The sequence below is a fragment of the Streptomyces sp. NPDC050856 genome (genome assembly GCF_040653855.1).
In the GTDB taxonomy this organism is placed as follows: domain Bacteria; phylum Actinomycetota; class Actinomycetes; order Streptomycetales; family Streptomycetaceae; genus Streptomyces.
Genome location: NZ_JBFAGV010000001.1, coordinates 291158 through 317727 on the forward strand (window position 1 = coordinate 291158; position 26570 = coordinate 317727).

General features: G+C 72.3%; 26 protein-coding genes and 1 riboswitch. Of the genes, 12 read left to right on the forward strand and 14 right to left on the reverse strand.

Annotated features, from left to right (window positions below):
* Positions 1-137: 137 nt before the first annotated feature.
* Positions 138-267: riboswitch (cobalamin riboswitch) on the reverse strand.
* Between the two features lie 199 nt (positions 268-466).
* The 3 genes from mctP to AB0H53_RS01335 all read right to left on the reverse strand — a co-directional run bounded on the left by mctP (position 467) and on the right by AB0H53_RS01335 (position 3306).
* Positions 467-2095 (reverse strand): monocarboxylate uptake permease MctP, encoded by a 1629-nt coding sequence (mctP, locus tag AB0H53_RS01325; protein WP_362105307.1) that lies wholly within the window; start codon positions 2093-2095, stop codon positions 467-469.
* The gene (locus AB0H53_RS01330; protein ID WP_362105310.1) at positions 2092-2337 is read right to left on the reverse strand and encodes a DUF3311 domain-containing protein; all 246 of its coding nucleotides are present in this window, start codon (positions 2335-2337) and stop codon (positions 2092-2094) included. Before AB0H53_RS01330 ends, mctP begins: the two co-directional genes overlap by 4 nt.
* Before the next feature lie 201 nt (positions 2338-2538).
* Complete coding sequence (locus AB0H53_RS01335) at positions 2539-3306, reverse strand: GntR family transcriptional regulator (protein ID WP_362105633.1); 768 nt, start codon at positions 3304-3306, stop codon at positions 2539-2541.
* 294 nt (positions 3307-3600) lie between these two features.
* Here AB0H53_RS01335 and AB0H53_RS01340 point away from each other — a divergent pair, with 294 nt between their 5' ends.
* The 4 genes from AB0H53_RS01340 (at position 3601) to AB0H53_RS01355 (ending at position 8507) form a co-directional block, all read left to right on the forward strand.
* The gene (locus AB0H53_RS01340) at positions 3601-4881 is read left to right on the forward strand and encodes an extracellular solute-binding protein (RefSeq protein ID WP_362105313.1); all 1281 of its coding nucleotides are present in this window, start codon (positions 3601-3603) and stop codon (positions 4879-4881) included.
* Positions 4882-5086: 205 nt separating this feature from the next.
* Positions 5087-6100 (forward strand): sugar ABC transporter permease, encoded by a 1014-nt coding sequence (locus tag AB0H53_RS01345; protein ID WP_362105316.1) that lies wholly within the window; start codon positions 5087-5089, stop codon positions 6098-6100.
* Positions 6097-6957, forward strand: a complete 861-nt coding sequence (locus tag AB0H53_RS01350) for a carbohydrate ABC transporter permease (protein WP_362105319.1) — start codon at positions 6097-6099, stop codon at positions 6955-6957. The genes AB0H53_RS01345 and AB0H53_RS01350 overlap by 4 nt, the downstream gene beginning before the upstream one ends.
* An 8-nt stretch (positions 6958-6965) precedes the next feature.
* Complete coding sequence (locus tag AB0H53_RS01355; RefSeq protein WP_362105322.1) at positions 6966-8507, forward strand: glycoside hydrolase family 3 protein; 1542 nt, start codon at positions 6966-6968, stop codon at positions 8505-8507.
* A gap of 78 nt (positions 8508-8585) precedes the next feature.
* On the opposite strand, the gene nagB is transcribed toward AB0H53_RS01355, so the two are convergent.
* The gene (gene nagB / locus AB0H53_RS01360; RefSeq protein WP_362105325.1) at positions 8586-9371 is read right to left on the reverse strand and encodes a glucosamine-6-phosphate deaminase; all 786 of its coding nucleotides are present in this window, start codon (positions 9369-9371) and stop codon (positions 8586-8588) included.
* 914 nt (positions 9372-10285) lie between these two features.
* On the opposite strand from nagB, the gene AB0H53_RS01365 reads away from it, so the two are divergent.
* A complete protein-coding gene (locus tag AB0H53_RS01365) occupies positions 10286-11752 on the forward strand; it encodes a PAS domain-containing sensor histidine kinase (protein WP_362105636.1) in 1467 nt (488 codons plus the stop codon).
* Between the two features lie 228 nt (positions 11753-11980).
* Here AB0H53_RS01365 and AB0H53_RS01370 read toward each other — a convergent pair whose 3' ends face one another.
* Both AB0H53_RS01370 and AB0H53_RS01375 read right to left on the reverse strand, forming a co-directional pair.
* Positions 11981-12238: a WhiB family transcriptional regulator gene (locus AB0H53_RS01370; protein ID WP_003953983.1), complete on the reverse strand. Its 258-nt coding sequence runs from the start codon at positions 12236-12238 to the stop codon at positions 11981-11983.
* 318 nt (positions 12239-12556) lie between these two features.
* Positions 12557-13525 (reverse strand): diacylglycerol kinase family protein, encoded by a 969-nt coding sequence (locus tag AB0H53_RS01375; protein WP_362105328.1) that lies wholly within the window; start codon positions 13523-13525, stop codon positions 12557-12559.
* 91 nt (positions 13526-13616) lie between these two features.
* Between AB0H53_RS01375 and AB0H53_RS01380 the strand changes: the two genes are divergently transcribed.
* Entirely contained in the window at positions 13617-14048 is a 432-nt protein-coding gene (locus AB0H53_RS01380; protein ID WP_362105331.1) for a hypothetical protein, read from the forward strand.
* Positions 14049-14089: 41 nt separating this feature from the next.
* On the opposite strand, the gene AB0H53_RS01385 is transcribed toward AB0H53_RS01380, so the two are convergent.
* The 3 genes from AB0H53_RS01385 to AB0H53_RS01395 form a co-directional block, all read right to left on the reverse strand.
* Complete coding sequence (locus AB0H53_RS01385; RefSeq protein WP_362105639.1) at positions 14090-15034, reverse strand: RNA polymerase sigma factor SigF; 945 nt, start codon at positions 15032-15034, stop codon at positions 14090-14092.
* A 47-nt stretch (positions 15035-15081) separates the two neighbouring features.
* A complete protein-coding gene (locus AB0H53_RS01390; RefSeq protein ID WP_362105334.1) occupies positions 15082-15495 on the reverse strand; it encodes an anti-sigma regulatory factor in 414 nt (137 codons plus the stop codon).
* Between the two features lie 242 nt (positions 15496-15737).
* Positions 15738-15998 carry a UBP-type zinc finger domain-containing protein gene (locus AB0H53_RS01395; RefSeq protein WP_362105337.1) on the reverse strand — a complete coding sequence of 87 codons (261 nt, stop codon included), beginning with the start codon at positions 15996-15998 and terminating at the stop codon, positions 15738-15740.
* Positions 15999-16045: 47 nt separating this feature from the next.
* Here AB0H53_RS01395 and AB0H53_RS01400 point away from each other — a divergent pair, with 47 nt between their 5' ends.
* Positions 16046-17647 (forward strand): Na+/H+ antiporter, encoded by a 1602-nt coding sequence (locus AB0H53_RS01400; RefSeq protein ID WP_362105642.1) that lies wholly within the window; start codon positions 16046-16048, stop codon positions 17645-17647.
* Here the strand turns inward: AB0H53_RS01400 and AB0H53_RS01405 are convergent.
* The gene (locus tag AB0H53_RS01405; RefSeq protein WP_362105340.1) at positions 17620-18528 is read right to left on the reverse strand and encodes a pyridoxal-phosphate dependent enzyme; all 909 of its coding nucleotides are present in this window, start codon (positions 18526-18528) and stop codon (positions 17620-17622) included. The genes AB0H53_RS01400 and AB0H53_RS01405 overlap by 28 nt on opposite strands.
* Before the next feature lie 21 nt (positions 18529-18549).
* On the reverse strand, positions 18550-19140 hold the full coding sequence (locus AB0H53_RS01410) for a peptidoglycan recognition family protein (protein WP_362105343.1): 591 nt from the start codon (positions 19138-19140) through the stop codon (positions 18550-18552).
* A 286-nt stretch (positions 19141-19426) separates the two neighbouring features.
* Between AB0H53_RS01410 and AB0H53_RS01415 the strand changes: the two genes are divergently transcribed.
* The 4 genes from AB0H53_RS01415 (at position 19427) to AB0H53_RS01430 (ending at position 22962) form a co-directional block, all read left to right on the forward strand.
* Positions 19427-20851, forward strand: a complete 1425-nt coding sequence (locus AB0H53_RS01415) for a family 2B encapsulin nanocompartment shell protein (RefSeq protein ID WP_362105347.1) — start codon at positions 19427-19429, stop codon at positions 20849-20851.
* 88 nt (positions 20852-20939) lie between these two features.
* Positions 20940-21983: a family 2 encapsulin nanocompartment cargo protein polyprenyl transferase gene (locus AB0H53_RS01420; RefSeq protein WP_362105645.1), complete on the forward strand. Its 1044-nt coding sequence runs from the start codon at positions 20940-20942 to the stop codon at positions 21981-21983.
* Between the two features lie 220 nt (positions 21984-22203).
* On the forward strand, positions 22204-22440 hold the full coding sequence (locus tag AB0H53_RS01425; protein WP_362105350.1) for a hypothetical protein: 237 nt from the start codon (positions 22204-22206) through the stop codon (positions 22438-22440).
* Between the two features lie 75 nt (positions 22441-22515).
* Positions 22516-22962: a DUF6304 family protein gene (locus AB0H53_RS01430; protein ID WP_362105353.1), complete on the forward strand. Its 447-nt coding sequence runs from the start codon at positions 22516-22518 to the stop codon at positions 22960-22962.
* A 159-nt stretch (positions 22963-23121) separates the two neighbouring features.
* Here the strand turns inward: AB0H53_RS01430 and snpA are convergent, their stop codons facing one another.
* Positions 23122-23802, reverse strand: coding sequence for a snapalysin (snpA, locus tag AB0H53_RS01435; protein WP_362105356.1), 681 nt, complete (start codon positions 23800-23802; stop codon positions 23122-23124).
* A gap of 172 nt (positions 23803-23974) precedes the next feature.
* Here snpA and AB0H53_RS01440 point away from each other — a divergent pair, with 172 nt between their 5' ends.
* Positions 23975-24922 (forward strand): LysR family transcriptional regulator, encoded by a 948-nt coding sequence (locus AB0H53_RS01440; protein ID WP_362105359.1) that lies wholly within the window; start codon positions 23975-23977, stop codon positions 24920-24922.
* Positions 24923-25133: 211 nt separating this feature from the next.
* Here the strand turns inward: AB0H53_RS01440 and AB0H53_RS01445 are convergent, their stop codons facing one another.
* Both AB0H53_RS01445 and AB0H53_RS01450 read right to left on the reverse strand, forming a co-directional pair.
* Positions 25134-25370, reverse strand: a complete 237-nt coding sequence (locus tag AB0H53_RS01445; protein ID WP_362105362.1) for a hypothetical protein — start codon at positions 25368-25370, stop codon at positions 25134-25136.
* 355 nt (positions 25371-25725) lie between these two features.
* Positions 25726-26289: a hypothetical protein gene (locus tag AB0H53_RS01450; RefSeq protein WP_362105365.1), complete on the reverse strand. Its 564-nt coding sequence runs from the start codon at positions 26287-26289 to the stop codon at positions 25726-25728.
* Positions 26290-26570 lie beyond the last annotated feature (281 nt).

The following is a 26570-nucleotide window of genomic DNA, read 5'->3' on the forward strand; positions in this document are numbered from 1 at the left end:
GGGGGCTCTCCCTCGCTCGGCTCGGGGCCACCGCGCACGCGGGCAGGGGAGCGGGGCGCAGCCCTGGCACAGGGGCGCGTGCACCGCGTCCACCGGCCCACTCCGCGAGGCCCGGACGTCTTGGCACCCGGGCCGGACGGACCGGGCGCACTGCCGGCAGGTGCTCGGACTCGTGGTGCACAAAGGCGTACCAACACACCGTTGCGGGACAGTTCCGGATTCGCACCGGATTCCCCTGCGGCGACAGCGAGCATGAGCATACATGTGGGGTGCGCGCCCTGCGGCACCCCCCACATGTTGTGTCCGCCGGGATATGTCAGAGTTCCAGCGCGTAGGCGAGGAGTGTGACGTCCGGGATCGGTGTCCGGTCCCGTCCGGGGGTCCGGACCGCGTGGCGGCGGTACGGCGAAAGGCCGCCGCGCCCCCTGCCGGGGTGCGCGGCGGCCTTTCGCCGTGGCGGGTGGTGTCAGTGTGCGGCGCCCGCCGTCGCCGGGGGGAGCTCGACCTTGACGCCCGGGTCGCCCGCGTCGGCCGTGTAGTCCGAGGGGGACGTCTCGTCGATGCCGTCCGGTGCCTTGACGGCGCGCAGGACGAAGGTCAGGACGATCGTCACCAGGGCGTTGAGCACGAACGCCGTCAGACCGATGTAGCCGATCTCGCCGATGCCCGGGATCTCGGCGGACGAGCCGCCGAAGTGCTTCTGGGTCGGGCTGGCGACGCCGTACGCCGCCAGCGTGCCGTAGAGCATGCCGACCGCCCAGCCGGCCAGCAGCGCCCAGCGATGGAACCAGCGGGTGAACAGGCCGCCCACCAGCGCCGGCATGGTCTGCAGGATCCAGATGCCGCCCAGGAGCTGGAAGTTGATGGCGACCGTCTTGTCCATGGTCAGCACGAACGCCAGCGCGCCCACCTTCACCAGCAGCGACACCAGCTTGGACACCTTGGTCTCCTGCGCCGGTGTGGCGTCCGGCTTGATGAAGTCCTTGTAGATGTTGCGGGTGAAGAGGTTGGCCGCCGCGATCGACATGATGGCCGCCGGTACCAGCGCGCCGATGCCGATGGCGGCGAAGGCCACGCCCGCGAACCAGTCCGGGAACATGGTCTCGAACAACTGCGGGATGGCGAGCTGCCCGTTCTGGACCTTGATGCCGGCGGCGATCGCCATGAAGCCGAGCAGCGCCAGCAGGCCCAGCATCAGCGAGTACAGCGGCAGGATCGTGGTGTTGCGGCGGATGACGTCACGGCTGCGCGAGGAGAGCGTCGCGGTGATCGAGTGCGGGTACATGAACAGCGCGAGCGCCGAGCCCAGTGCCAGGGTCGCGTACGTCCAGTGCGCCGCCTCGCCGGGCACCAGCGCGCCGCGCGGCTTGTCGGTGGCCGGGTTGGTCTGCGCGTAGGCGTCGCCCGCCGCGCCGAAGATGGCGTCGAAGCCGCCCAGCTTGATCGGGATGTAGATGATCGCCACCGCGATCACGATGTAGATCAGCGTGTCCTTGACGAAGGCGATCATCGCCGGGGCCCGCAGTCCCGAGGAGTAGGTGTACGCGGCGAGCACGCCGAAGGCGATCAGCAGCGGCAGGTCCTTGATGAACCAGTTGGTGTCCTCGCCGCCGCCCACCCCCATCACGTCCAGCACCGCCTGGATGCCCACGAGCTGGAGGGCGATGTAGGGCATGGTGGCCAGGATGCCGGTGACGGCCACCGCCAGCGACAGGCCCTTGGAGCCGAAGCGCCCGCGCACGAAGTCCGAGGTGGTGACGTAGCCGTGCTTGTGCGAGACCGACCACAGGCGCGGCAGGAAGGTGAAGATCAGCGGGTAGACCAGGATCGTGTACGGGACGGCGAAGAAACCGGCCGCGCCCGCCGCGTAGATCGCCGCCGGGACGGCGACGAAGGTGTACGCGGTGTAGAGGTCGCCGCCCAGCAGGAACCAGGTGATCCAGGTGCCGAACGACCGGCCGCCCAGGCCCCATTCGTCGAGGCTGTGCTCGTTCTCGGCCTTGCGCCAGCGCGAGGCCAGGAAGCCCATGACCGTGACGGCCAGGAAGAAGAAGATGAAGACGGCGAGCGCGACGCCGTTCACGCCGTCCTTCATCGCGACGAACCCCCCTTGCGGGCGCGCTGGTCACGCCGCCACAGCTGGTACGCGACCATGGTCAGCACGGTGGAGATCAGCACCCAGAGCATCTGGTACCAGTAGAAGAAGGGGATGCCGATGACGACCGGCTCCACCTTCGCGTACGACCCGACCCAGAGCATCGCCACGAACGGCGCGATCAGACAGAGCGCCACCACCACCCGCGCCGGGGTGACCCATGGTTGTTTCTCCTGTGTCATACGGCGACTCCGTCCCCTCACTGATCACATGGCGTAATGCGCACGCAATCTAGGGGACCGTTCCGGCGTATGGAACCCCCGTCCGAATAACGGACGGGTCTCGGTGATGGCGCGATCCCGACCCACGAGCCCGACTCCTGCCGGTCCGTCCCTGTCCGTCCGGCCGTCTGTACGTCTGTACGTCCGTCCGGCCGGCCGGGTTCAGTCGTTGGGCCGCTTGAGCCGCGCGACGAACTTGTACCGGTCGCCCCGGTACACCGAGCGCACCCACTCGACCGGTTCGCCCCGGGCGTCCAGGGAGTGGCGGGAGAGCATCAGCATCGGCAGGCCCACGTCCGTGCCGAGCAGCCCGGCCTCGCGCGGGGTGGCCAGGGAGGTCTCGATGGTCTCCTCCGCCTCGGCCAGGTGGACGTCGTAGACCTCGGCCAGCGCCGTGTACAGCGAGGTGTACTTCACCAGTGACCGCCGCAGCGCGGGGAAGCGCTTGGCCGACAGGTGCGTGGTCTCGATGGCCATCGGCTCACCGCTGGCCAGCCGCAGCCGCTCGATGCGCAGGACCCGCCCGCCGGGGGAGATGTCGAGCAGTCCGGCGAGCGTGTCGTCGGCCGTGACGTACCCGATGTCGAGAAGCTGGGAGGCCGGCTCCAGGCCCTGCGCGCGCATGTCCTCGGTGTACGAGGTGAGCTGGAGGGCCTGGGAGACCTTCGGCTTGGCGACGAAGGTGCCCTTGCCCTGGATGCGCTCCAGCCGGCCCTCCACGACCAGTTCCTGGAGGGCCTGGCGCACGGTGGTGCGGGACGTGTCGAACTCGGCCGCGAGCGTGCGCTCCGGGGGCACCGGGGTGCCGGGCGGCATGGTCTCGGTCATGTCCAGCAGGTGCCGCTTGAGGCGGTAGTACTTGGGCACGCGCGCGGTGCGGGTGGCGCTCCCGCTCTCCGTCACCCCGGTGCCGCCGCCGTCCGTGGCCATGACCCGCCTTCCCGACTCCTGTGCTGTTGCCGTCACCGGCTCCTCCGTCCCTTGCGGCTCACATGGTGGCACGGACCGGTAACGGGTCGTCGCCCCTCCTCAGGTGTCGGTCCGATAACGGAGCCGACTGCCCTTCTTATACACCCTTGACACCCCTAAAGGTCTAGGCCAAGCTCCCGGTTACTGGTCTAAACCACTAAAGACCAGGTCCCGGTCCCACGGGCAGTACTCGAGTATGGCTTCGCGGTGTTCGCGGTGGGGGCAGGGTTTGCAGGCATCCCTGAGGAGGGTGGCGTGAAGCGCAAGCTCATCGCGGCGATAGGCGTCGCGGGCATGATGGTCGGCATAGCGGCGTGCGGCGGATCCGGCAAGGGCGGGGACTCGGCCGGCGGCGACGCCAAGGAGCTCACCGTCTGGCTGACGGTCGACGCCCAGAACAACTGGCCCGACCTGGTCAAGGCCGCCGACGACGCGCTCGTCGCGAAGCACCCGGGCGTCAGGATCAAGCACGAGTACTACGGCTGGCCCGACAAGAACGCCAAGCTCGACGCCGTCCTCGCCACCGACAAGGCGCCCGACGTGGTCGAGATGGGCAACACCGAGATGCTCGGCTACATGGTCAAGGGTGCCTTCGCCGAGGTCGACCCCAAGAAGTTCGACCAGTCCGACCAGTGGCTCGACGGCCTCAAGGAGTCCGTCACCTACGAGGGCAAGACCTACGGCGTCCCGTACTACGCCGGCGGCCGGGTGGCCACCTGGCGCAAGGACGTGGCCGCCGAGGCCGGTGTGAAGACCCCGCCGAAGACGTACGCCGAGCTGACCGCCGCCCTGGACAGGATCGAGGCGAAGCGGGGCGGCAAGTTCAGCCCCTGGTACCAGCCTTCGCCGGACTGGTACGCCGCGATGTCCTTCGTGTACGACGCGGGCGGCTCCATCGCGAAGCAGGACGGCGACCGGTGGAAGGCCAACCTGTCGTCGCCCGAGTCCCTCAAGGGGCTCAACGAGTACAAGAAGGTGCTCGACTCCTACATGAAGGCCGACAAGACCAAGGACGAGTCGGACCGTCCGGTGGTCTTCGGCCAGGGCAACGCCGCCATGATCTTCGCCGCGGCCTGGGAGGGCGCTACCGCCGCCGACCCGAAGAACGACAAGGTCGGCAAGCTCAAGGACAACCTCGAGAGCTTCGTGATGCCCGGGCCGTCCGGCAAGAACATGCCCGTCTTCCTCGGCGGCTCGGACCTGGCGGTCCCGGTGAAGTCCCAGGCCCAGGAGCTCGCCGCCGAGTGGATCAACGCCTTCACCGGCGCCAAGGGCCAGAAGGGCCTGCTCGCCAAGGGCAACCTGCCCAACAACAAGACCGACCTCGCGCCGCTGAAGAGCGACCCCAAGACGGCGGTGCCCGCCACCGCGGCCGAGTCGAGCTGGTTCGTACCCATGGCGCCGGGCTGGGGCCAGGTCGAGAAGGCGCAGACCCTCAAGACCATGCTCCAGGAGATCGGCACCGGCAAGAAGTCGGTCGCGGCCGCCGCGAAGGACGCGGACGCCGCCATCGACAAGGTCATCAACACCAAGTGACCTGACAGCGGGGCCCCTGGCTCCGAGGGCCCGGTCCACCTCCGGGGCGCCCAAGGCCGTGCCGGCGGCCGGGACGTGCTCGGGTCGCTCGTTCCTCACGACCCACCGCGCGTTCTCCCGTCCGGCACGGCCGCGCCCCCGGGCCCGCTCGCCCCGGGCGCCGGGTGACGGGGGCCCTGCCATCCGTACGAGAAGAGAGCGCGCGATGAGTGCCGCAGACACAACCGCCGCAGCCGCGACCACCGCCGAAACGCCGCCGGTCCGGCCGTCACCGGCAACGGATCCGTCCGCGCCCGGTGGCCCCGGGCGGCCGGTGCGGAAGAAGACCGCGGGGACCACCGCGGTGCCCTGGGCGCTGCTCGCGCCCTGCCTGCTCGTCCTCCTGCTGGTCCTGGGCTATCCACTGGTCCGGCTGGTCACCCTCTCCTTCCAGAAGTTCGGCCAGCCCCAGCTGTGGGGCTTCAAGGAGCCCGAGCCGGTCGGTCTTGCCAACTTCACCAAGATCCTCGGGGACACGGAGTTCTGGGCCGTCGTCGTGCGGACCGTGGTGTTCGCGGCCGGCGCGGTCGTCTTCACCATGGTCATCGGCATGCTGATCGCGCTGCTGCTCCAGCGGGTCTCCGGCTGGGTGAAGGCGCTCATCAACATCGCGCTGATCGCCAGCTGGGGCATGCCCATCATCGTCGCGACCGCGATCTTCAAGTGGCTCTTCGACGCCGACTACGGCGTGCTGAACTGGCTGCTGAGCCGGCTGCCCGGGGTCGACATGATCGGGCACAACTGGTTCGCCAGCGGTCCGCAGGGCCTGGCGGTGATCATGCTGCTGGTCGTCTGGGGAGCGGTGCCGTTCGTCGTCATCACCCTCAGTGCCGGGCTCACCCAGGTGCCCAAGGAGCTGGAGGAGGCCGCCCGGCTGGACGGCGCGGGCGCCTGGGGGGTCTTCCGCTACGTCACCCTGCCGATCCTCAAGCCCATCATCGTGATGCTCACGACGCTGTCGGTGATCTGGGACATGGGTGTGTTCCCGCAGGTCTTCGTGATGCGCAACGGCCATCCCGAGGCCGAGTTCCAGCTGCTGACCACCTACTCGTACGACAAGGCCTTCGTCGTCAACGACTACGGCGGCGGCTCGGCGATCGCGCTCGTCACCGTGATCCTGCTGCTCGGCGTCGTCGCCGTCTACATGCGCCAGATGCTCAAGATCGGAGAGGTCGAGTGAGCACCACGACCGGACGCGTCACCCGCCGTCCCCAGGGGCCGGGGAAGAGCAGGCTCGGTTGGAACCTGCTCGGCCTGCTGGTCTTCGTCACCGCGGGTTTCCCCGTCTACTGGATGCTGAACACGGCCTTCAAGCCGGCCAGGGACGCCATCGACCCGGACCCGCACTTCTTCCCCAGGACCTTCACCCTGGAGAACTTCGAGCGCGCCCTGCAGGTCTCGGACTTCTGGGGCCCGGTCGGGCGCAGCCTGGTCGTCTCGCTGGTCGTGGTCCTCATCGGCATCGTCGTCGGGATGCTGGCCGCGCTGGCCATCTCGCGGTTCGCCTTCCGCGGCCGCAAGGTCGTCATCGTCGGCATCCTCGCGGTGCAGATGGTGCCGCTGGTCGCGATGATCATCCCGGTCTTCCTGCTGCTGAACGACCTCGGCCAGTACGACAAGCTCACCGGTCTCGTCATCACCTACCTGACCTTCATCCTCCCCTTCACGGTGTGGACCCTGCGCGGCTTCATCGTCAACATCCCCCGGGAGCTGGAGGAGGCGGCGATGGTCGACGGCTGCACCCGTACCGGCGCCTTCGTCCGCGTGGTGTTCCCGCTGCTCGCCCCCGGCATGGTCGCCACCTCCGTGTACGGCTTCATCCAGGCGTGGAACGAGTACCTGTACGCGCTGATGCTGATGAGCCAGCAGAACCAGACCGCCACGGTCTGGCTCGGCAACTTCACCACCAAGCACGGCACCGAGTACGCCCCGATGATGGCCGGCGCCACCATGATGGCCGTTCCCATCGTCGTCCTCTTCCTCCTGGTCCAGCGCAAGATGGCCGCGGGTCTGACGGCCGGCGCGGTGAAGGGATAACGACACCCATGACGACGCTCGTACGTGGCACCTCCGACACCCTGACCAGGGACGCGCTGGCCGTCCTCCAGCCGGGCTTCGCCGGCACCACCGCCCCCGACTGGCTGCTGCGCCGCATCGGCGAGGGGCTCGTGTCCGTGGGCCTGTTCGGCCGCAACATCGCCACGCCCGCCCAGCTCACGGCGCTGACCACCCGGCTGCGGGCCGAGCGCGACGACGCGCTCGTGGCCATCGACGAGGAGGGCGGCGACGTCACCCGCCTGGAGGTGCGCAGCGGCTCCTCCTTCCCCGGCAACCTGGCGCTCGGCACCGTCGACGACACCGCGCTGACCCGGGCGGTGGCCCGGGAGCTGGGCGGCCGGCTCGCCGCGTGCGGCGTGGACTTCAACTGGGCGCCGTCCGCCGACGTCAACTCCGACCCGGACAATCCGGTCATCGGCGTACGGTCCTTCGGCGCGGACCCCGAGCTGGTGGCCCGCCACACCGTCGCCTACGTCGAGGGCCTCCAGGCCGCCGGGGTGGCCGCCTGCACCAAGCACTTCCCGGGGCACGGCGACACGAATGTGGACTCCCACCTGGCGATGCCCCGCGTCCCGGCGGACCCCGACACCCTGCACGCGCGTGAACTGGTGCCCTTCCGGGCGGCGATCGCCGCGGGTTCCAAGGCGGTGATGAGCGCCCACATCCTGCTCCCCGCGCTCGACCCGGACCGCCCGGCCACCCTGAGCCACCGGATCCTCACCGGTCTGCTCCGCGAGGAGCTGGGCCATCAGGGCCTGATCGTGACCGACGGCATGGAGATGCGGGCCATCGCCTCGACGTACGGCATCGAGCACGGCTCGGTCCTCGCCGTCGCGGCGGGCGCCGACGTCATCTGCGTCGGTGGCGGCCTGACCGACGAGGGGATCGTCCTGCGGCTGCGCGACGCGCTGGTGAACGCGGTACGCACCGGCGAGCTGCCCGAGGAACGGCTCGCGGACGCGGCCTCCCGGGTGCGCGAGCTGGCGTCCTGGACCCGGGCCCACCGGGCGAGGGGCACCGCCGCGGAGCCGGGCGCGCCGGCCGGGGCCGGGACCTTCCCGGCGGGGCCGGCCGGTGGCGGCGCGCCCGGCGCGGGCGTCGGCCTGGAGGCGGCGCGCCGCGCGGTCCGGGTGACCGGCCGGCGCGATCCCCTGACCGGCCCGGCGTACGTCGCCGCCTTCACTCCCGTGGCCAACATCGCCGTGGGCGACGAGACCCCCTGGGGTGTGGGTCCGGAATTGGCCCGGCTCCTGCCGGGCACCACGACCGGTACCTACACGGCCGGCGACCCGGTGGACGCCGTCCTGCGGGACGCGGGGGGCCGGCCGGTCGTCGCGGTCGTACGGGACGCCCACCGCCACGCGTGGATGGCGGAGGCGCTGGACCGGCTGCTCGCCGCCCGCCCCGGCACCGTGGTGGTGGAGATGGGCCTCGGCCAGGCCCCGCCGAAGGGCTCGCCGCACATCGCGACGTACGGGGCGGCACGGGTGTGCGGGCAGGCGGCGGCGGAGGTCATCGCCGGGGTGTGAGCGCCGCCCGGGCGCGGGTGGCGAGGGGAAGGGGGCCGGGCTCGCGATCGAGCCCGGCCCCCCTTCCCCTCGCCCCGGCTAGATGCCCTGCCAGGCCGGCTTGTTGGCGTAGGTGTGCCGGAAGTAGTCGGCGAGCTTCAGCTTGGACGCGGCGGCCTCGTCGACGACCACCGTGGCGTGCGGGTGCAGCTGGAGCGCCGAGGCGGGGACCAGGGCGGCGACCGGCCCCTCGACCGTCTGGGCCACCGCCTCCGCCTTGCCCTCGCCGGTGGCCAGCAGCACCAGGTGGCGGGCCTCCAGGATGGTGCCGATGCCCTGGGTGATGACGTGGTGGGGAACCTGGTCGATGTCACCGTCGAAGAAGCGGGCGTTGTCGACCCGGGTCTGCTGGGTGAGCGTCTTGATCCGGGTGCGCGAGGCGAGTGAGGAGCACGGCTCGTTGAAGCCGATGTGCCCGTCGGTGCCGATGCCGAGGATCTGGAGGTCCACGCCGCCGGCGTCGGCCAGCGCCTGGTCGTACGCCTCGCACGCCGCCTGGACGTCCTCGGCGGAACCGTCGGGCCCCATGAACGCGTCGGGGCTCAGCCCGAGCGGTTCGACCACCTGGCGCAGCACGGTGGAGCGGTACGACTCGGGGTGCCCGGCGGGCAGCCCGACGTACTCGTCCAGCTGGGCGATCCGGGCATGCGAGACGTCCACCTCGCCGGCGCGTGCCTTGGCGGTCAGGGCGTCGTAGACGGGCAGCGGGGTCGAGCCGGTGGCCACCCCGAGCAGTGCGTCCGGCTTGCGGCGCAGCAGCCGGGCGATGCCCTCGGCGATCAGCTCGCCGCCTGCCTTGGCGTCGGGGACGATGACAACTTCCACGCTGGGCCTGCCGATCTGGAGAGTGGTCCGGGGGATACTCAGTGGTCATGTGGTATAGACCAATCTAGCAGAACGGGGCCCCGCGCGGACGGGTCGCGCCGGGGCCCGGCTGGTCGGACGACACCGCTCGGCGGGCCCGCCGGGCAGGCGCCGCCGGCCGGCCGCGGGGGCGGTTCCCGGCCCCACGTCCGCCCGGCGCCACCGGCGTCCGGGTACCCCTGGGGGCCGGGTACCCACGGGAGGCGGGGTCGTGCCCCACGGGCTGGTTGCGCCCGCGCCGGGTGGGCCGGTGCGCCACGGCCCCCGTACCGGAGGCCCCCGGTCGCGGGCTGGGAGGCGTCCGCGGCGGTCCGTCCGGCCGGCGGGGGCGGCCCCGGGGGGTTCCGGCTCGGTCCCGCCGCGCCGGATCCTGGCCCATGGGGCGCGGTGCCCCTCGCCCGCGGCGGGGCCCCGGGGCGCCTGGTCCCGGCAGGGAGGGACGGCCGGCGAAGGCGCGGGGCGCCTGGTCCCGGCAGGGACGGCCGGCGAAGGCGGGGGGCGGCGGTGCGCGGGCCGCTCAGGGGCGGAGAAACACCCGCGGGCCGCGGCGCCGCGACGGGACCCTCAACCCGTCCGGCACCGCAGCCCGGAGTTGCTCGGCCTCGGGGTGCCCCGCCCCTGCTGAGGGGAAGGGCGTGCGGTCCCCGCGGCCCTGTGGGGGTCCCGGCGCAGTCAGGGCAGAGAGCGCCGTTACCCCGGTCCACCCTCCTGTGCGGGGAGGGCGGAGGTTCGTTGTGTACCGTCTCACGCATTCTGGACTAGACCAATCGGGTCTGTCCATCCATATGCAGAGCCTATTTGCGGCCCCATCCTCCACCACGAACCGGCAGAACGCCAGCGGCATCCGCCCAGGTACGCTCGCACACGTGCCCTCCATGAACGACCTCGTACGCCAGCACACCGCCCTGAGCGAGTCCGACCTCGAATGGCTGCACCTGCTGGTCTCGGAGTGGCAGCTGCTCTCCGACCTCTCCTTCGCCGATCTGGTGCTCTGGGTGCCCACCCGCGACGGGAGCCGGTACGTCTCGGTCGCCCAGATGCGGCCCAACACCGGCCCCACCTCGTACCAGGACGACATGGTCGGCCACCTGGTGCCGCGCGGCCGGCGTCCGCTGCTCGACGCCGCGCTCGACGAGGGGCGCATCGTGCGCGAGGGCGACCCGGAGTGGCGCGAGGAGGTCCCGGTCCGGGTGGAGTCCATCCCCGTGCGCAGGGAGGGCCGGGTGCTGGGCGTGATCGCCCGCAACACCAACCTGCTGACGGTGCGCACGCCGAGCCGGCTGGAGCTGACCTACCTCCAGTCGGCCTCCGACCTGGCCCAGATGATCGCCGCCGGAACGTTTCCCTTTCCCGGGCAGCAGGTCGACATGGACGCCTCGCCGCGCGCCGGTGACGGGCTGATCCGGCTGGACGCCGAGGGCGTCGTCCAGTACGCCTCGCCCAACGCCCTGTCCGCGTACCACCGCCTCGGTCTCTCCGCCGACCTGGTCGGCCAGCACCTGGGGCAGATCACCGCCGAACTGGCCCCCTCGCGCGGCCCGGTGGACGAGGCCATGGTCAAGCTGGCCAGCGGATACGCGCCGCGCGAGACGGAGGTGGAGAGCAGTGGCGGCGTCATCCAGCTGCGGGCCATTCCGCTCAAGCCCAAGGGGACGCGCATCGGTTCGCTGGTCCTGCTCCGTGACGTCACCGAACTGCGGCGCCGTGAGCGGGAATTGATCACCAAGGACGCCACCATCCGGGAGATCCACCACCGGGTGAAGAACAACCTCCAGACGGTGGCCGCGCTGCTGCGGCTGCAGGCCCGCCGGATGGACTCCGACCAGGGCCGGGAGGCGCTGGACGAGGCGGTGCGGCGCGTCGGCTCCATCGCGATCGTGCACGAGACGCTCTCCCAGAACCTGGACGAGCGCGTGGAGTTCGACGAGATCGCCGACCGGGTGATCTCCATGGTGGCCGAGATCTCGCCCGGCAAGGTGGCCTGCCGCCGCAACGGCCGCTTCGGGGTGCTCGACGCCGAGGTCGCCACCCCGCTGTCGATGGTCCTCACCGAGATCCTGCAGAACGCCCTGGAGCACGCCTTCGCCCCCGGCGCGCACGGCACCGTCGAGGTCTCCGCCGTCCGGGGCGGCACCCGCGCCGACGCCCGGTTGCTGATCACCGTTCAGGACGACGGCCGCGGCCTGCCCGAGGGGTTCGACCCGCAGCGTGCCGGGAATCTGGGTCTGCAGATCGTCAGGACCCTGGTGGAGGGGGAGTTGGGCGGCACCTTCGACATGCGGCCCGCCCCGGCGGGCGGCACGCGGGTGGTGCTCGACATCCCCGTACAGCCGCAGAAGTGACGGCCGGCCGGTCGCCCGGGGGCCGGTCCGCCGCCGCCCGGCCCCGGCCCCGGCTCGGCGGTCCGGTCCGGGACCGGGGCGTCCGCGCGCAGCAGCGAGCCCCGGACCGCGACTGCGGTCCGGGGCTCGAACGCTTTGGGTTACTGCTGCGCGCTGCGGCTCGGGAGACGGGTCATTGCGTACACGCTGTACGCGCCGCCTGGCTCAGGCTCGTAGCGGTGGCGTCGTTCAGGCGCTGGCGTTGCGCGCCCGGTTGCGGGCGGCGCGGCGCTTCATCGCGCGACGCTCGTCCTCGCTGAGGCCACCCCAGACGCCGGAGTCCTGGCCGGACTCGAGCGCCCACTGCAGGCACTGCTCCATGACGGGGCAGCGACGGCAGACAGCCTTGGCTTCCTCGATCTGCAGCAGCGCAGGACCGGTGTTGCCGATGGGGAAGAACAGCTCGGGGTCTTCCTCACGACAAACGGCGTTGTGACGCCAGTCCATGGCTGCTACCTCTCCTTGGTGTTGCATGCAAGTTGCTTGTGAATGTGAACGCTTTCACGAATCCCTCAACAAGTGAAGGGCCGAACGCCAGATGAACTGGTGTGGTCCTGGATTTGAGGAGGGGTTCTGGCTTTCCCTGGAGGCCGGTTCTGCGGGCCGTCCCGATCGCCATGTAGAGATTCGCAAACCTCGGCGGCGGATACAACCCCTTCCGGAAAGTTTTTTTTGATTCCTCGGTGTCGGCTAGGTCACAGCCGTACTTCTATGGGGTGGACCCTGGCCCATACGTTCGAGATAAAGGACTTAGGGCCCTTCCACTCACACAATCACACGCAGTGCACGGCGAACGCCTGTGAACGCCACGCTTGTGCGCAGACCGAGGTGGTCTCCGTCCATCTGGAACGGGAGCGGAACCTTGGAATGCAAGGTGAAGTCGGTCAGGTCGTGCAAGGAGAGCGCGTGCCTGCCCCGCGGCCCCCGCTCCGGGCTGGACGTGAGCAATTGGGTGGCGTACCGGGCCACCGAGGCGGCCGACAGGCGGCTGAGCGCGAGCACGTCCAGGGCCGTGTCGAAGGAGGCGTCCGGGGACGCGTACACCGGGCGACTGCCCAGGTAGGTCCAGGGGGCGGTATTGCAGATCACGGAGAGTACGAGGTCGTGCACGGCGTCCTGACCGGGCCGCTCCAGGGTGATCGTGCCGTGCCGGCGGTGCGGCTCGTCCAGTAGCTGGCGCACCACCTGGCGGATGTAGAGGGCGTGCGTCGATCTCCGTCCGCGCTCGCGCTGCTGTTCGACCCGGCCCACCACCCCCGCGTCGAACCCGAACCCGGCGCAGAAGGTGAACCAGCGCGCGGGCACCGATTCGTCCTCGGTGCCGGGCACCCCGGCCGCCAGGCCCAGGCCCACCGTCCGCCCGCGGTCCTCCCGCAGCGCGTCCAGCAGCACCCCGGTCGCCTCGACGGCGTCGTTGGGCAGGCCCAGCGCGCGGGCGAAGACATTGGTCGAGCCGCCCGGCACGACCGCCAGGCGCGGCAGCCGGTCGGGGTCGGGGCCGTGGTGCAGCAGGCCGTTGACGATCTCGTTGACGGTGCCGTCGCCGCCCAGGGAGACGACCACGTCGATGTCGTCGGACTCGGCGGCCCGGCGGCCCAGGTCGCGGGCGTGCCCCCGGTACTCGGTGGTCACGGCCTCCAGCTTCACCTCGCTGGCGAGCGCGTGGATCAGTACGTCACGCGTGCGGGCACTGGTGGTGGTGGCTGCCGGGTTGACCACGAGGAGTGCGCGCATGTGCGCCAGGTTACCTACCGCGCGGTACCGGCCCCAGGGGGGTCGCGCCCCGGTCCGGCCCGCCGGCGCCGGCGGCGGCTACCCTGCAGGGGTGAGCAGTACCGAACGCCGCACCCCCGAGACCCCCGCCCCCGCCCCGCGCCCCGCCCGGGTGACGGCCGCCGCGGCCGTCACCGGAGCGGAGGCGCTGGCGCTGTTCGCCGGAGGTCTGTACCTGCTCGTGACCGGCCTCATGGGCCGTCCCGACGACCTCACCCAGGCGCTGACCGGCGGCGTGACGCTCGTCGCGCTGGGCCTGATCCCGCTGCTGGCCGCGCGCGGACTGCTGCTGTGCCGAAGCTGGAGCCGGGGCCCGGCGATCATCACTCAGCTGATGGCCCTGCCGGTGGCGTGGACACTGCTGCGGGCCGCCGGCGCGGCTATCCCGGCCGGGATCGCGCTGGCGGCGGCCGCGGTGACCGGCCTGGTGCTGCTGGTGCACCCGGGGACCACCCGGGCCCTGGGCATCCGCGCCCGCGGCTGAACCGCCGGGCCGCGCCCCGCCGGGCCCCGGCCCGCCCGCCGCTACTCCTCCACGAGCAGCTTCTCGCGGAGCTGGGCCAGCGTGCGGGCCAGCAGGCGCGAGACGTGCATCTGGGAGATGCCCACCTCCTGGGCGATCTGCGACTGGGTCATGTTGCCGAAGAACCGCAGCAGCAGGATCCGCTTCTCGCGCGGCGGCAGGTCCTCCAGCAGCGGCTTGAGCGACTCGCGGTACTCGACGCCCTCCAGCGCCTCGTCCTCCGCGCCCAGGGTGTCCGCCACCGCCGGGGACTCGTCGTCGGTGTCGGGCACGTCCAGCGAGAGCGTCGAGTACGCGTTGGCGGACTCCAGGCCCTCCAGGACCTCCTCCTCCGAGATGCCGAGACGCTCGGCCAGCTCGTGCACGGTCGGGGAGCGGCCGTGCTGCTGGGACAGCTCCGCCGTGGCGGTGGTCAGCGACAGGCGCAGCTCCTGGAGGCGGCGCGGCACGCGCACCGCCCAGCCCTTGTCCCGGAAGTGCCGCTTGATCTCCCCGACCACCGTGGGGGTCGCGTACGTCGAGAACTCGACGCCCCGTTCCGGGTCGAACCGGTCCACCGACTTGATCAGGCCGATGGTGGCGACCTGGGTCAGGTCGTCCAACGGCTCTCCCCGGTTGCGGAAGCGCCGCGCGAGGTGCTCGACGAGCGGCAGGTGCATCCGCACGAGCTGGTTGCGCAGCTCGGCCCGCTCGGGCGAACCGTCCGGCAGCTCGCGCAGCGCGATGAACATCGCCCTGGCCCCGCTGCGGTCCTGCGGGTCGTGCCTGTGGTGGCGCTGGTGCTGGTCGTGGTCGTTGGGCCGGGCCTGCTGCCGGGTCTGCTCCTGCTGGTCGTGTTCGCTCATCCGGTCCGCCCGCTCTGCCTGCGCCTGCTCCGGCGCGTCCAAAAGACCGTCCACCGGATGCGGTCGCGCCTGCTGCTCCGGGATTCCCCCCGCCGCGCTCACTCCCCGCGGGCCGCGCTCCTCGTTCCGCACGGGACCGTCCCCATTCCTCACGCCGGCCCGGGACCCGCGCCGCGCTGTTTGTACAGGCTGATAGAGACCGTCCGGTCGTCGGCGACGGACGAGTCGACCTTGCCCGCCAGCGCGGACAGCACCGTCCAGGCGAACGTGTCGCGCTCGGGGGCGCGGCCGTCGGTCGTGGGTGCCGAGACGGTCACGTCCAGGGCGTCGTCCACCAGACGGAAGACGCAGCTCAGCACGGAGCCGGGCACGGCCTGCTGGAGCAGGATCGCGCACGCCTCGTCGACCGCGATGCGCAGGTCCTCGATCTCGTCGAGGGTGAAGTCCAAACGCGCCGCCAGGCCGGCGGTGGCCGTACGCAGTACGGACAGATAGGCACCCGCAGCGGGCAGCCGGACTTCCACGAAGTCCTCGGTCCCGGGCTCGCCTGCGATCTGGGACACCCTCACCTCCAAGGTGGCACAAGCTCAATCGGGGCCCGGGGAAGGCGGAATCTCCCCGGAGCCATGGCGGACACGCAGGTGTGCGTAGTCCGCCGTGACGCTATCGCGATCCATGGTGCCGTGTCGCCGGGACCCCCGGTCCGACGGCTGTCACTCATGGTAAGCATATGAGTACGCACAGTGGCTAGGGGTTTGCGGTGCCCAATCGCGAGAATCCAGGGGAGGGTTGACGTACCCAACCCTCAGACGATCGAACCGTCGACGAAGCACCAGCGCCAGTCCTCGTCCGGCTCGAAGCTGCGCATCACCGGGTGGCCGGTGTCCCGGAAGTGGCGTGAGGCGTGCCGGCCCGGAGAGGAGTCGCAGCAGCCGACGTGCCCGCAGGCCAGGCAGAGCCGCAGGTGGACGGGGTGCGTCCGGTCGGCCAGGCACTCCGGGCAGGTGCCCGTCAGCGGGGCGGGCTCGGGGCGCGGCAATTCGGCAACGTGGCGGCACTCGCTCATGATGACCACGGTACGACGGACCGGGGACGGGCGGGAGCGGGGAGATGATGGAAGCGACTCCACTGGTGGCGCTGATCGCGGTGAGCGCCGTGATCGCGGGAGCGGCCCGCCGGACCCCGGTGCCGGCGCCGCTGTTGCTGGTGGCGGCCGGACTGGCCGCCTCCTACCTGCCCGGGGTGCCCGACTACACCCTGGACCCGCACATCGTGCTGCCCCTGGTGCTGCCCCCGCTCCTGCACACGGCCGCGCTGGACTCCTCGTACCTCGACCTGCGGGCCCACCTGCGGCCGGTCGCGCTGCTGTCGGTCGGATACGTGCTCTTCGCCACCGTCGCCGTCGGCTGGCTGGCGCACCTGCTGGTGCCGGACCTGCCGCTGACCGCCGCGCTGGTGCTGGGCGCGGTGATCGCGCCACCGGACGCGGTGGCCGCCACGGCCATCGCCCGCCGGCTGCGGCTGCCCGGCCGGATCACCACCATCCTGCAGGGCGAGTCCCTGGTGAACGACGCCACCGCGATCACCGCCTACAAGGTGGCCCTGGCCGCGGCCGTGGGCGCCGGGGTCGGCTGGGCCGGCGGCATCGGGCAGTTCGCCCTGGCGGCCGTCGGCGGGGTCGGGGTGGGGCTGGTGCTGATGGTGCCGATCCACTGGCTGCGCCGGCGGCTGCGCGAACCGCTGCTGCTGAACACCCTGTCCCTGCTCATCCCGTTCGTCGCCTACGCGCTGGCCGAGCGGGTGCACGCCTCCGGGGTGCTCGCGGTCGTCGTGGTCGCCCTCTACCTGGGGCACCGCTCCTGGCAGGTGGACTTCGCCACCCGCCTCCAGGAGGCGGCCGTGTGGAAGATGGTCGCCTTCATCCTGGAGACGTCGGTCTTCGCCCTGATCGGGCTCCAGCTGCCCTACGTGGTGCGGGGCCTGGGCCCGTACGGCATCGGGGAGGCCGTCTGGTACGCGGTGGCGGTCTTCGCGGCGGTCGTTCTCGTGCGGTTCGTGTGGGTCTTCCCGGCCACCTATCTGCCCCGCCTGCTCTCGTCCCGTGTCCGCGAACGCGAGCCGGACACCACCTGGAAGGCACCGGTGATCGTCGGCTGGGCCGGGATGCGCGGTGTGGTCTCGCTGGCGATCGCCTTCACCATCCCGGTGGCCACCGGCGGTGAACCGTTCCCCGCCCGCAACCTCGTCCTGTTCCTCACCTTCACCACGGTCATCGGCACCCTGGTGGTGCAGGGCCTCACCCTGCCGGCGCTGATCCGGGCGCTGCGGCTGCCCGGGCGCGACGCGCGGGCCGAGACCCTGGCCGAGGCCCAGGCGCAGAACGAGGCGTCACGGGCCGCCGAGGAGCGGCTGGCGGCACTTCTGGCGGACGAGCGCAACGCCCTGCCCGAGCCGCTCGCCGACCGGCTGCGCACGGTACTGGAGCGGCGGCGCAACGCCGTGTGGGAGCGGCTGGGCGCGGTCAGCGCGACCACCGGGGAATCGGCGGACGACACCTACCGGCGCCTGGCCCGCGAGGTCATCGACGCCGAGCGGGAGGTGTTCGCGCGGCTGCGCGACGAGCGGCGCATCGACGACGAGATGCTGCGGACGCTGCTGCGCCGGCTGGACCTGGAGGAGGCGGCCGCCTACCGGGAGACGGCGTCGGACGGCTGACCCGTGACCACCGCCGCGACGGTGGTGCCGGGCGGGAAGGCGCCCTCCTCGGTGAGACGGAACAGTCCGTAGAGCAATTTGGCGACATATATGCGCTCGATGGCGAGTCCATGCCGCGCCTCGAAGTCGTCGGCGAAGGCGTCGAGCGCCGCGGAGGTACGGGCGTAGCCGCCGAAGTGGAACCGTTCGTCCAGGCTCCAGTCGCCCGCCGGGCCGCCGAACGCCGCCTCCTGGAGGGCGCGTATCTCCCCGCCCAGGAAGCCGCCCCTGAGCACCGGTACGCCCAGCGCCCGCTGCCCCGCGGCCAGCCCGGCGGCGAGCCCGGCGAGCGTGCCGCCGGTACCGCAGGCCACCGCGGCCACGTCCGCCGCCCCCCGCAGCTCCCGTCCCAGGCCGGCGCAGCCCCGCACGGCGAGCTCGTTGCTGCCCCCCTCGGGCACGACGAAGCTGCCGTCCGGGGCGTCGCGCAGGATGGCCGCCAGCACGTCCGGGTCGCTCTTGGCGCGGTAGGTCGCCCGGTCCACGAACAGCAGCCGCATCCCGTCCGCGGCACACCGCGCCAGGGACGGGTTCAGCGGACGGTCCGCCAGCTCCTGGCCGCGGACGACGCCGGTCGTGGTGAAGCCCAGCAGGCGGCCGGCGGCGGCCGTGGCCCGCAGATGGTTGGAGTAGGCGCCGCCGAAGGTCAGGACCGGGCGGCCGGCCGCCGCGGCCAGGTTGGGGGCGAGCTTGCGCCACTTGTTGCCGGGCAGGTCCGGGTGGATCAGGTCGTCGCGCTTGAGCAGCAGCCGTACGCCGTGCCGGGCGAACCGCTCGTCCGCGACCGGCAGCAGCGGGGAGGGCAGCAGCGGCCGGAGGCGGGACAGGTCGAGCGGGTTCACCCGGCCATTGTCCCCGCTGGGTCACTTCAGCCGGTCGGCGACCCGGGTCCGCATCGACGCCATGGTGAAGCCGCGGGGGTCGATCTTGCCCGGCTGCCACTCCTTGTGGCCGATGACCGAGCGGGCCGTCCAGCCGTGGCGGCGGCAGACGGCGGCCGCGGCTCTGGCGATGGCGTCCAGCTGGGCCTCGGGCCACGGGTCCTCGCCGTCGCCGAGGTTCTCGCACTCGAAGCCGTAGAAGTGCCGGTTGCCGTCGGTGTTCGACTCGTTGTCCGGAGGCAGGCCCTTTTCGGCGATCACGGCGCGCAGCACCTCGTCGTCGCCGGCCCCGGCGTGGTTGGCGCGGCCGTGACCGACCAGGTGGACCCGGCCGTCCTTGGTGATCACACCGTGGCAGAGCGGCCCGGGCAGGGTGGGATGACCGTCCCGGCAGATGCGGACCGTCTTCTCGGCCCCCTTGGTGACGGTGTGGTGGATCATCACCCCGTGGACGGGCCCCCAGGGGCCCTTGTGGTTGCGGTTGTGCGTGCGCCAGTCGCCTACCTCGACGACGGTGAGGCCTTCGTCGCGCAGCGCGTCCAGAAAGCTGTTCGCGGACATGGGTGGGGCCATGACCGCCTCCTTCGTGCTAGAGCGGGTGCGGCGGAGGGTGGTGAGCGGTTCGGCTCGTGCCGCGTCCTCCTGTACGTACAGGGCGGGCGCGCTGTTCGGATTGGGCGAGCGAGCCGATCCGGACAGGCCACCACCGACACGCCAGGCCCCGCCGGACCGGGCCGAAACGCCGTGTCCTGCCCCACCCGGCCATGATCCAGTCCCACTCATTTGTGTGATGGTGTCGTCACATCGTGTGGTGAAAGGCTCTCTCTCGCAGCTCAGCCCATGATCGAGAGGGACCTTCATGTCCGTTGGTTCGGTTGGTTCGGTTGGTGACGAGATCGGCTCGGAGCAGGTGCCGCCGCAGCAGAGTCTCGGCACGGCCGCGGCCCGCAACCTGGCGACCACCACCAAGTCCGTGCCGCAGATGCAGGAGATCACCTCGCGGTGGCTGTTGCGGATGCTGCCATGGGTGCAGGTGCAGGGCGGTACGTACCGGGTGAACCGGCGGCTGAGCTACGCCGTCGGCGACGGGCGGCTGACGTTCGTGCAGACCGGCGAGCAGGTCGACGTCGTCCCCGGCGAGCTGACCGAGTTGCCCGCGCTGCGGGGGTACGACGACGAGGAGGCGCTGGCCGAACTGGCGGGCCGGTGCCGGCAGCAGACGTACGAGGCGGGCCAGATCATCGCGGTCGCCGGGGAGCAGGCCGACCGGGTCCACCTGCTGGCGCACGGCAAGGTCGAGCAGGTCGGGACCGGCCCCTACGGCGACGAGGCGGTCCTCGGCGTCCTGGCCGACGGCGCCTACTTCGGCGACCGGGCCCTGATCGAACCGGACGCCACCTGGGACTGCACCGCGCGCGCCGCCACCGCCTGTGTCGTCCTGGAGCTGTCCCGCAGCGATGTGCTCAACCTGGCGGAGCGGGCCGGCTCGCTCGCCGAGCAGCTCGCGCGCATGGCCTCGGTGCCGCACCAGCGCACCAACAAGTACGGCGAGAAGGCGATCGACCTGTCCGCCGGCCATGTCGGCGAGGCGCGCGTCCCGCACACCTACGTCGACTACGAGCCCCTGCCGCGTGAATACGAGCTGAGCGTCGCGCAGACCGTGCTGAAGGTCCACAGCCGCGTCGCCGACCTCTACAACCAGCCGATGAACCAGACCGAGCAGCAGCTCCGGCTCACGGTCGAGGCGCTGCGCGAGCGCCAGGAGTACGAGCTGATCAACAACCGGGAGTTCGGGCTGCTGTCCAACTGCGACTACGGGCAGCGGATCCAGCCCAGCGACGGGGTGCCCAGCCCCGACGACCTGGACGAGCTGCTCTCGCGCCGGCGCGGCAACAAGCTCTTCCTGGCCCATCCCCGCGCCATCGCCGCCTTCGGCCGCGAGTGCAACCGGCGCGGACTGGTCCCGGACATGGTGGAGGTGGCCGGCCACCAGATCCCGGCCTGGCGCGGAGTGCCGATCTTCCCGTGCAACAAGATCCCGGTCTCCGACGCCCGCACCACCTCGATCATCTGCATGCGTACCGGCGAGGCGGACCAGGGCGTCATCGGCCTCCACCAGACCGGTATCCCCGACGAGATCGAGCCGAGTCTGTCGGTCCGGTTCATGGGCATCAACGAGCAGGCGATCATCTCCTACCTGGTGACCGCCTACTACTCGGCGGCGGTCCTGGTGCCGGACGCGCTCGGTGTGCTGGAGAACGTGGAAATCAGCCGCTGGCGGTGACCGCCCGTGACGGGCGGGAGCGCCCGGCCGCGCCGGGCGCCGCGTCCCCACCCGTCCCCCTCCTGCTGGGAAGGAAGAGACTGTGACCATGATCAGCACGGGCGCCGCGACGGAGGGCCAGGGCGCCGCGGCCCTCCTGGACCGGACCCGTACCGTCGTCGATCCCCAACTGCGCGCCACCGTGGAGTCCCTGCCCGGCACCCTGCGGCGGGTGGCGATGTACCACTTCGGCTGGGAGCGGGCCGACGGCACTCCGGCCACCGGGCAGGCCGGCAAGGCGATCCGGCCCGCCCTGGTGCTGGCCGCGGCGCGGGCACTGGGCGGTGAGCCGCGCACCGCCGTACGGGCCGCCGCCGCCGTGGAGCTCGCGCACAACTTCACCCTGCTGCACGACGACATCGTGGACGAGGACGCCACCCGGCGCAGCAGGCCCACCGCGTGGAGCGTCTTCGGCATACCCGACGCGCTGATCGCCGGGGACGCCATGCTGGCCCTCGCGCTGCGGCTGCTCGCCGAGGACCGCCATCCGGCGTCCGCCGCCGCCTCGGCCCGGCTGGCCACCTGCGTGATCGAGCTGTGCGCCGGCCAGCAGGCCGACTGCGCCTTCGAGACGCGCGGGCCGCACGAGGTGTCGCTGGAGGAGTGCCTCACCATGGCGACGGCCAAGACCGGGGCGCTGCTGGGCTGCGCCTGTGCCCTCGGCGCGCTGTACGCCGGGGCCGGCGAGGCGGAGGTGGCGGCGATGGACGCGTTCGGCCGCGAGGCGGGCCTGGCGTTCCAGTTGATCGACGACCTGATCGGGATCTGGGGCGACCCCGAGCGCACCGGCAAGCCCGCCGGCGCGGATCTGGCCGCCCGCAAGAAGTCGCTGCCCGTGGTCGCCGCGCTCGCCTCCGGTACGCCCGCCGGCGCGGAGCTCGCCGCGCTGTACGGGCGGCCGGTCCTGGGCGGTGGTGACGTGCGGCGCGCGGCCGACGCCGTGGAGCGGGCGGGCGGTCGGGACTGGGCGCAGGCCCAGGCGGCCGACCGGATGTCCCGCGCGGTGCACCAGCTCTCCCGGGCGGTGCCCGACCTGGCGGCCGCCGGCGATCTGCTGGCCCTCGCCGAGTTCGTGACCCGGCGCACCCGCTGATCCACGGACGGGCCCGCCCGGTGGCCGCGGGTGCCCCCCGGGTGGGCCGTCCGGTGGTCGCGGGTGCCGTGGGGCGGACCCGATCCGTGCCCGGGTGCGCGCCCGGCCACTCCGCGCCGGTGCGCGCCGTCACCGGCGGTCTCCCGGTAACGCCACGGGGCTCCGGAAGCACCACCACCGCGAACTGTCCGGTTCGCCCGAATCGCCATATCCTGGGGGCATGGGCAGCGAAGGACACCGGACCGTCCGCCGCCCGCAGGAAGCGGGGCAGGGACCCGCACCCGAGCCCGAGTGCCCCTCCTGCGGACAGCCGGTCGGCACGGCCATCAAACGACGCAAGATCCTCGGCGCCTGGGTTCCCGTCTGGCGCCCCCGCCCCTGCCACAACCCCGAGTGCGCGCGGTACCAGCGGGAGAGTTCCGCGGACGAGCCGGGCAAGAGCGGAGAGACCGGCTGAAAGCCCGGCTCCCTTTCCCGGTCCGGAGGTGACCGGCCGCACACCGCGGCCGGTCGTACCGCTACAGTCCGCGCCATGTCATCGGAGTCGACGGAAATCTGGACCGGCTGGTACCGGGACCGCCGGGGCGCGGAAGCGGTCACCCTCACGGCGGACGGGCGGGGCGTCGCCACCCGGGTCAGGGGCGTCCGGTACGCGGGGCCGGGTCTCGCCGCTCTGCGCGCGGATCAGGAGAACGGCGGCCTGCCGCTGGCCGGTTGTGTGCTGGAGTGGGACCTGCCACTGCCGGTCGCCCTCGACGGCACGGTCCAGAAGGGCACACTGAGCTGCCTGCTGACGCTGGGCGAGGCCCTGCCCGACGGCTCACCCGAGCGCGTCGACCTGCAGCTGACCCTGCACTGCGGCGGAGCGGCGTACGAGTCGGGCCTGGCCGGCGGCGACTTCGACCTGGCCCTGGAGCGGCTGTTGCGCCAGCTGCCGCCCGGAGCGCGGTTCGCCCGCACGCTGCTCCAGGCCGCCTGACCGCCTCGGGCGAGCCGCTCCGCCGGCTCGGGCGAGCCGCCGCCCGAACCACCGCCGGCGAGGTCCCCGACGGTCCGCGAGCCGCCTGAACGCCGTCGGCGGCCCGGGCGCCCCGTGTGGGGCGGGGCGCCCGGACCGCCGGGTGTTCTCCCGTGCCGGCTAGGACACCTTGGCGGCCTTGGCGGCCTTGGCGACGGCCGCCGTCAGGCCATACCGCCACAGGGAGTCGACCCGGGAGCGCTCCTGGCTGTTGGGGACGGCGTTCTGGCAGGACGGGCCGGGTCCGCCACCGGACATCAGCTCGCTGCACGGCCCGGAGTAGTGGTCGGGCAGCCCGAGCACGTGCCCGGTCTCGTGGGCGGTGACCCGGGTGGAGTTGTAGGTCTGGTTCTGCCGGTAGTCGAGGAAGATGTAGCCCCGGCCGTGCCCGTCGGTGGAGGCGTACGAGCCCCGCGAGTCGTTGCCCTCGTAGTACCGGAAGTCCGGGCTCGCGCCCTCCTGGAGCTTCACGTTGGTGACGGAGCTGTTCCAGATCTGGGTGGAGCGGGCTATCTGGGTGCGGAAGCTCGGGGCGTTCGCCGCCGAGTAGACCACGGTGACGGCCTGGGCGCCGGGGTTGGCGGCACGCTTCTCGGCGACCGACTCCATGACGGCCTGGAAGAACGCCTTGTTCGCCCTGGCCTCCTCGGAGGACCCGGCGTACCCGGCGTACGAGCCGGACACGGCGGGTGCGGCCTGCCCGGTGGGGGCCGGGGCGGCGGTCGCGGTGGTCGCGGGCACGGCTGCCAGAGCGGCGGCAACGCTCAGGGCAGCGGCCAGCACGGCCTTGGGGTGTCGCATGGGGGGCTCCTACTCGTCCTGAACGGCTGGGTGGTTCCGTTCGGTTGGGGAGAGTGTCGGGGGAGCCGGCGCCCGCGGGGATGATGTCAACGGGCGATAACGCCGACGCATCACACCCCAACTCCCCGAAAGTGTCTGGTGTGACGCGCGTTGCGCGGCCTACTCTCGGCCCATGGAGCTGGAGGTGAGACATCTGCGGGTGCTGTGCGCCATCGCCGACACGGGCAGCCTGCACAAGGCCGCGCGGCAACTCGGCACCAGCCAGCCGTCCTTGACGACCCAGCTGCGGCGCATCGAGAACGCCCTGGGCGCCCAGCTCTTCGCACGGGAGCGCAGCGGCTGCCGGCCCACCCCGCTGGGCCGTGCCGTGCTCAGCCGCGCCCGGCCCCTGGTGGCCCAGATGGCCCAGCTCGTCACCGAGACCCGGGCGGCCGCCGGGCACGCCGACGGCACGCGGCTGCGGGTCGGCTCGACCGCCAGCCGCGCCCTGGCGGGCTGGCTGCGCCGGCTGCGCCAGCGGCTGCCGGGCACCGACATCCCGCTGCACATGGACGTCTCGGCCAACGCCCTGCTGCGGGCGCTCGCCGCCGGGCAGCTCGACGTCGCGTTCGTCCACGAGGTGGAGGGCAGCCCGCTGCGCGTCCCGGACGGGCTGGAGCGACGGGTGCTGGTCGAGCGGGAGCCCCAGTTCGTCTCCCTGTCCCTGGACCACCCGGCCGCCGCCGCGCCCGTCGTGGACCTGGCGGACCTGGCCGGTGACCGGTGGATGGTCGACCCGACGGTGGACGGCGAGTGGGACGGGCTGCGCCGGGTGCTGGCCGCCGCCGGCATCGACCCGCCCGTCCTGCACGGGGACTACCACACGGCGGCGTCCCTCATCGTGGCCGGCGAGGCGGTCGCCCCCTGCCAGCCGACCTCCGGCCCCCGTGACGACATGGCGATCCGCCCGTTACGGGGCGACCCGCTGGCCGTGCGCCTGCTGCTGTACAGCCGCCCGGGCACCGGGGCGGACGCGGTCTACGAGGAACTGGCGGCGGCGTACCGCGAGGCGGCGCTGCGCATCCCGGCGTACCGCCAGTGGCTGCTGCGCCACGGCAGCCCGCTCCCGCACGCGGCCTGAACCGCGGCGCCACCCGCACCCGGGCGGACAGGGCAGGCCGATGTCACGCCGGCGCGGGAACGGACGCCGGAGCGTCTGCGCGCGCCGCGCGCACGGCTGGACATCGGTCGGCGGCCCGTCCGCCCGGGCCGATGTGCCCGGGGCACCGGCGGCGGTACAGGCGGCCGCCACCCCTTTCGTACGCCGTCGAGGCGCACAGGGGGCAGAGCGTTCAGGCGTCCTCGATCCGCCCGCAGGAGGCGCACACCCACAGGTCCCGCTGGCGCCACATGGTGGAGGCGCAACTGGGGCAACCGGTGGTCTGGATGCCGTCGGGGCCCATGAGAGGCGGGTCGGGCGTGGTCGCCGCGTACTGGATCAGCCGGTCGCGTAGCCGAGGGTCGTCGGTGCGGGCCATGCGGATCAGGCGGGCGGCTCTGGAGCGGGCCTCATCAGCAAATCCGGTCACGCGGGCAGGTTACGGGGCGGGGGCGCGCAGGCGGCGCACGTTCGTGGCATTCACCCACACGAGGGTGTAACCAGCGTGACGCGAGCCGGGCCGGAACTCCTGGAAGGCTCGCCATGGGCGCGGCCCGGGGACGGGCACCGGTACCTCGAGCCGGTCAGGGAACCCGTCCGCCGCCCGGGCCGGACCCGGCCCGGGCGGCGACTGCCCGTGTCTGCCTGAAGCCGGGTACCCGGGACCCGTACGCCGGCCGAGGCGCTCACGCTGCCCCGCGAAACTGACGGGGGGCGGATCCTCCCCCGCACTCAGCGGACGCCACTCGTCGCGGTGGTCACGGGTGACCCCGCTGCTGTAGGGCCTAGAACTTTCCGTTGGCGAGGATCTCCCCGCCGCCGTCGTACACGGTGACGAGACCGTTCTTCGAGGTCTTCCACTCGGCGAAGACGCTTGCGAGGAGCTTGCCGTCCCCACCGTGCGGGCCGAGGAGACCACCGGTGTAGTCCGTGTGGATCTCGGCCGCGTCCAGGACATTGTTCTGCTCGCCCGCGCCCTGCACCCGCGTGACGTGCTTGGCGGCGGCCTTCTCGGCGGCGGTGCCGCTCTTGGCGACGAACGCCTTGAACTGGTCCGTCTGCGACAGTTCCTTGCGCTCGGCGGCTGGCGCCTTCTCGGCCGGAGTCGGTACGGAGCGGGTGGTGGCCGGGGCGCCGGAGCCCTTGTCGCTGGTGTCGGTGCCGCCACCGACGGCTGCGCTGATGGCACCGATGACGACGACGAGGGCGACGACGCCGAGGCAGCCGATCCCGGCGATCTTCCCCGCGCTGCTCTTCTTGGGCTCCGGCGGGGGAGTGCCCCATCCCGGCGGCTGGGGGTGGGGCTGCTGGGACGGGTAGGGCTGGTGGTCGGGCGGCGGCTGGTTCACGGTGTCCCCTGAGTGCGGTGGTGACGGTGGTGTGGGGGGGATGGTGAACGTACCGGCAACGACACGGCGGGCGCAGGCAGTTGCCGGATCCGTGCACGAAAGAAGTCCCAACGCTCCGGGCGGCAGGCATGTTTCAGCGGTCACCGGCGCCTGCCGACCGTCGGGAGCGCGCGGGCCGTTCGGCGATGCGCGTACCGGCGCCCCACAGTGGCCTGCTTCCCGCGGGGGCGGCGCCATTCGGGCCCCAGCCGCCGGGTGCGGCTGCCAGCCGCGAGGTGAGC

Coding starts and splice junctions, on each gene's coding strand:
- snpA (WP_362105356.1), bottom strand. CDS start 23,802: ATGCGACACCCCAAGGCCGTGCTGGCCGCTGCCCTGAGCGTTGCCGCC.
- AB0H53_RS01375 (WP_362105328.1), bottom strand. CDS start 13,525: ATGCGCGCACTCCTCGTGGTCAACCCGGCAGCCACCACCACCAGTGCC.
- AB0H53_RS01335 (WP_362105633.1), bottom strand. CDS start 3,306: ATGGCCACGGACGGCGGCGGCACCGGGGTGACGGAGAGCGGGAGCGCC.
- AB0H53_RS01370 (WP_003953983.1), bottom strand. CDS start 12,238: ATGGACTGGCGTCACAACGCCGTTTGTCGTGAGGAAGACCCCGAGCTG.
- AB0H53_RS01410 (WP_362105343.1), bottom strand. CDS start 19,140: ATGGCCCCACCCATGTCCGCGAACAGCTTTCTGGACGCGCTGCGCGAC.
- AB0H53_RS01330 (WP_362105310.1), bottom strand. CDS start 2,337: ATGACACAGGAGAAACAACCATGGGTCACCCCGGCGCGGGTGGTGGTG.
- AB0H53_RS01415 (WP_362105347.1), top strand. CDS start 19,427: ATGTCCGTTGGTTCGGTTGGTTCGGTTGGTGACGAGATCGGCTCGGAG.
- AB0H53_RS01430 (WP_362105353.1), top strand. CDS start 22,516: ATGTCATCGGAGTCGACGGAAATCTGGACCGGCTGGTACCGGGACCGC.
- AB0H53_RS01345 (WP_362105316.1), top strand. CDS start 5,087: ATGAGTGCCGCAGACACAACCGCCGCAGCCGCGACCACCGCCGAAACG.
- AB0H53_RS01355 (WP_362105322.1), top strand. CDS start 6,966: ATGACGACGCTCGTACGTGGCACCTCCGACACCCTGACCAGGGACGCG.
- AB0H53_RS01365 (WP_362105636.1), top strand. CDS start 10,286: ATGAACGACCTCGTACGCCAGCACACCGCCCTGAGCGAGTCCGACCTC.
- AB0H53_RS01425 (WP_362105350.1), top strand. CDS start 22,204: ATGGGCAGCGAAGGACACCGGACCGTCCGCCGCCCGCAGGAAGCGGGG.
- AB0H53_RS01395 (WP_362105337.1), bottom strand. CDS start 15,998: ATGAGCGAGTGCCGCCACGTTGCCGAATTGCCGCGCCCCGAGCCCGCC.
- AB0H53_RS01440 (WP_362105359.1), top strand. CDS start 23,975: ATGGAGCTGGAGGTGAGACATCTGCGGGTGCTGTGCGCCATCGCCGAC.
- AB0H53_RS01420 (WP_362105645.1), top strand. CDS start 20,940: ATGATCAGCACGGGCGCCGCGACGGAGGGCCAGGGCGCCGCGGCCCTC.
- mctP (WP_362105307.1), bottom strand. CDS start 2,095: ATGAAGGACGGCGTGAACGGCGTCGCGCTCGCCGTCTTCATCTTCTTC.
- AB0H53_RS01400 (WP_362105642.1), top strand. CDS start 16,046: ATGGAAGCGACTCCACTGGTGGCGCTGATCGCGGTGAGCGCCGTGATC.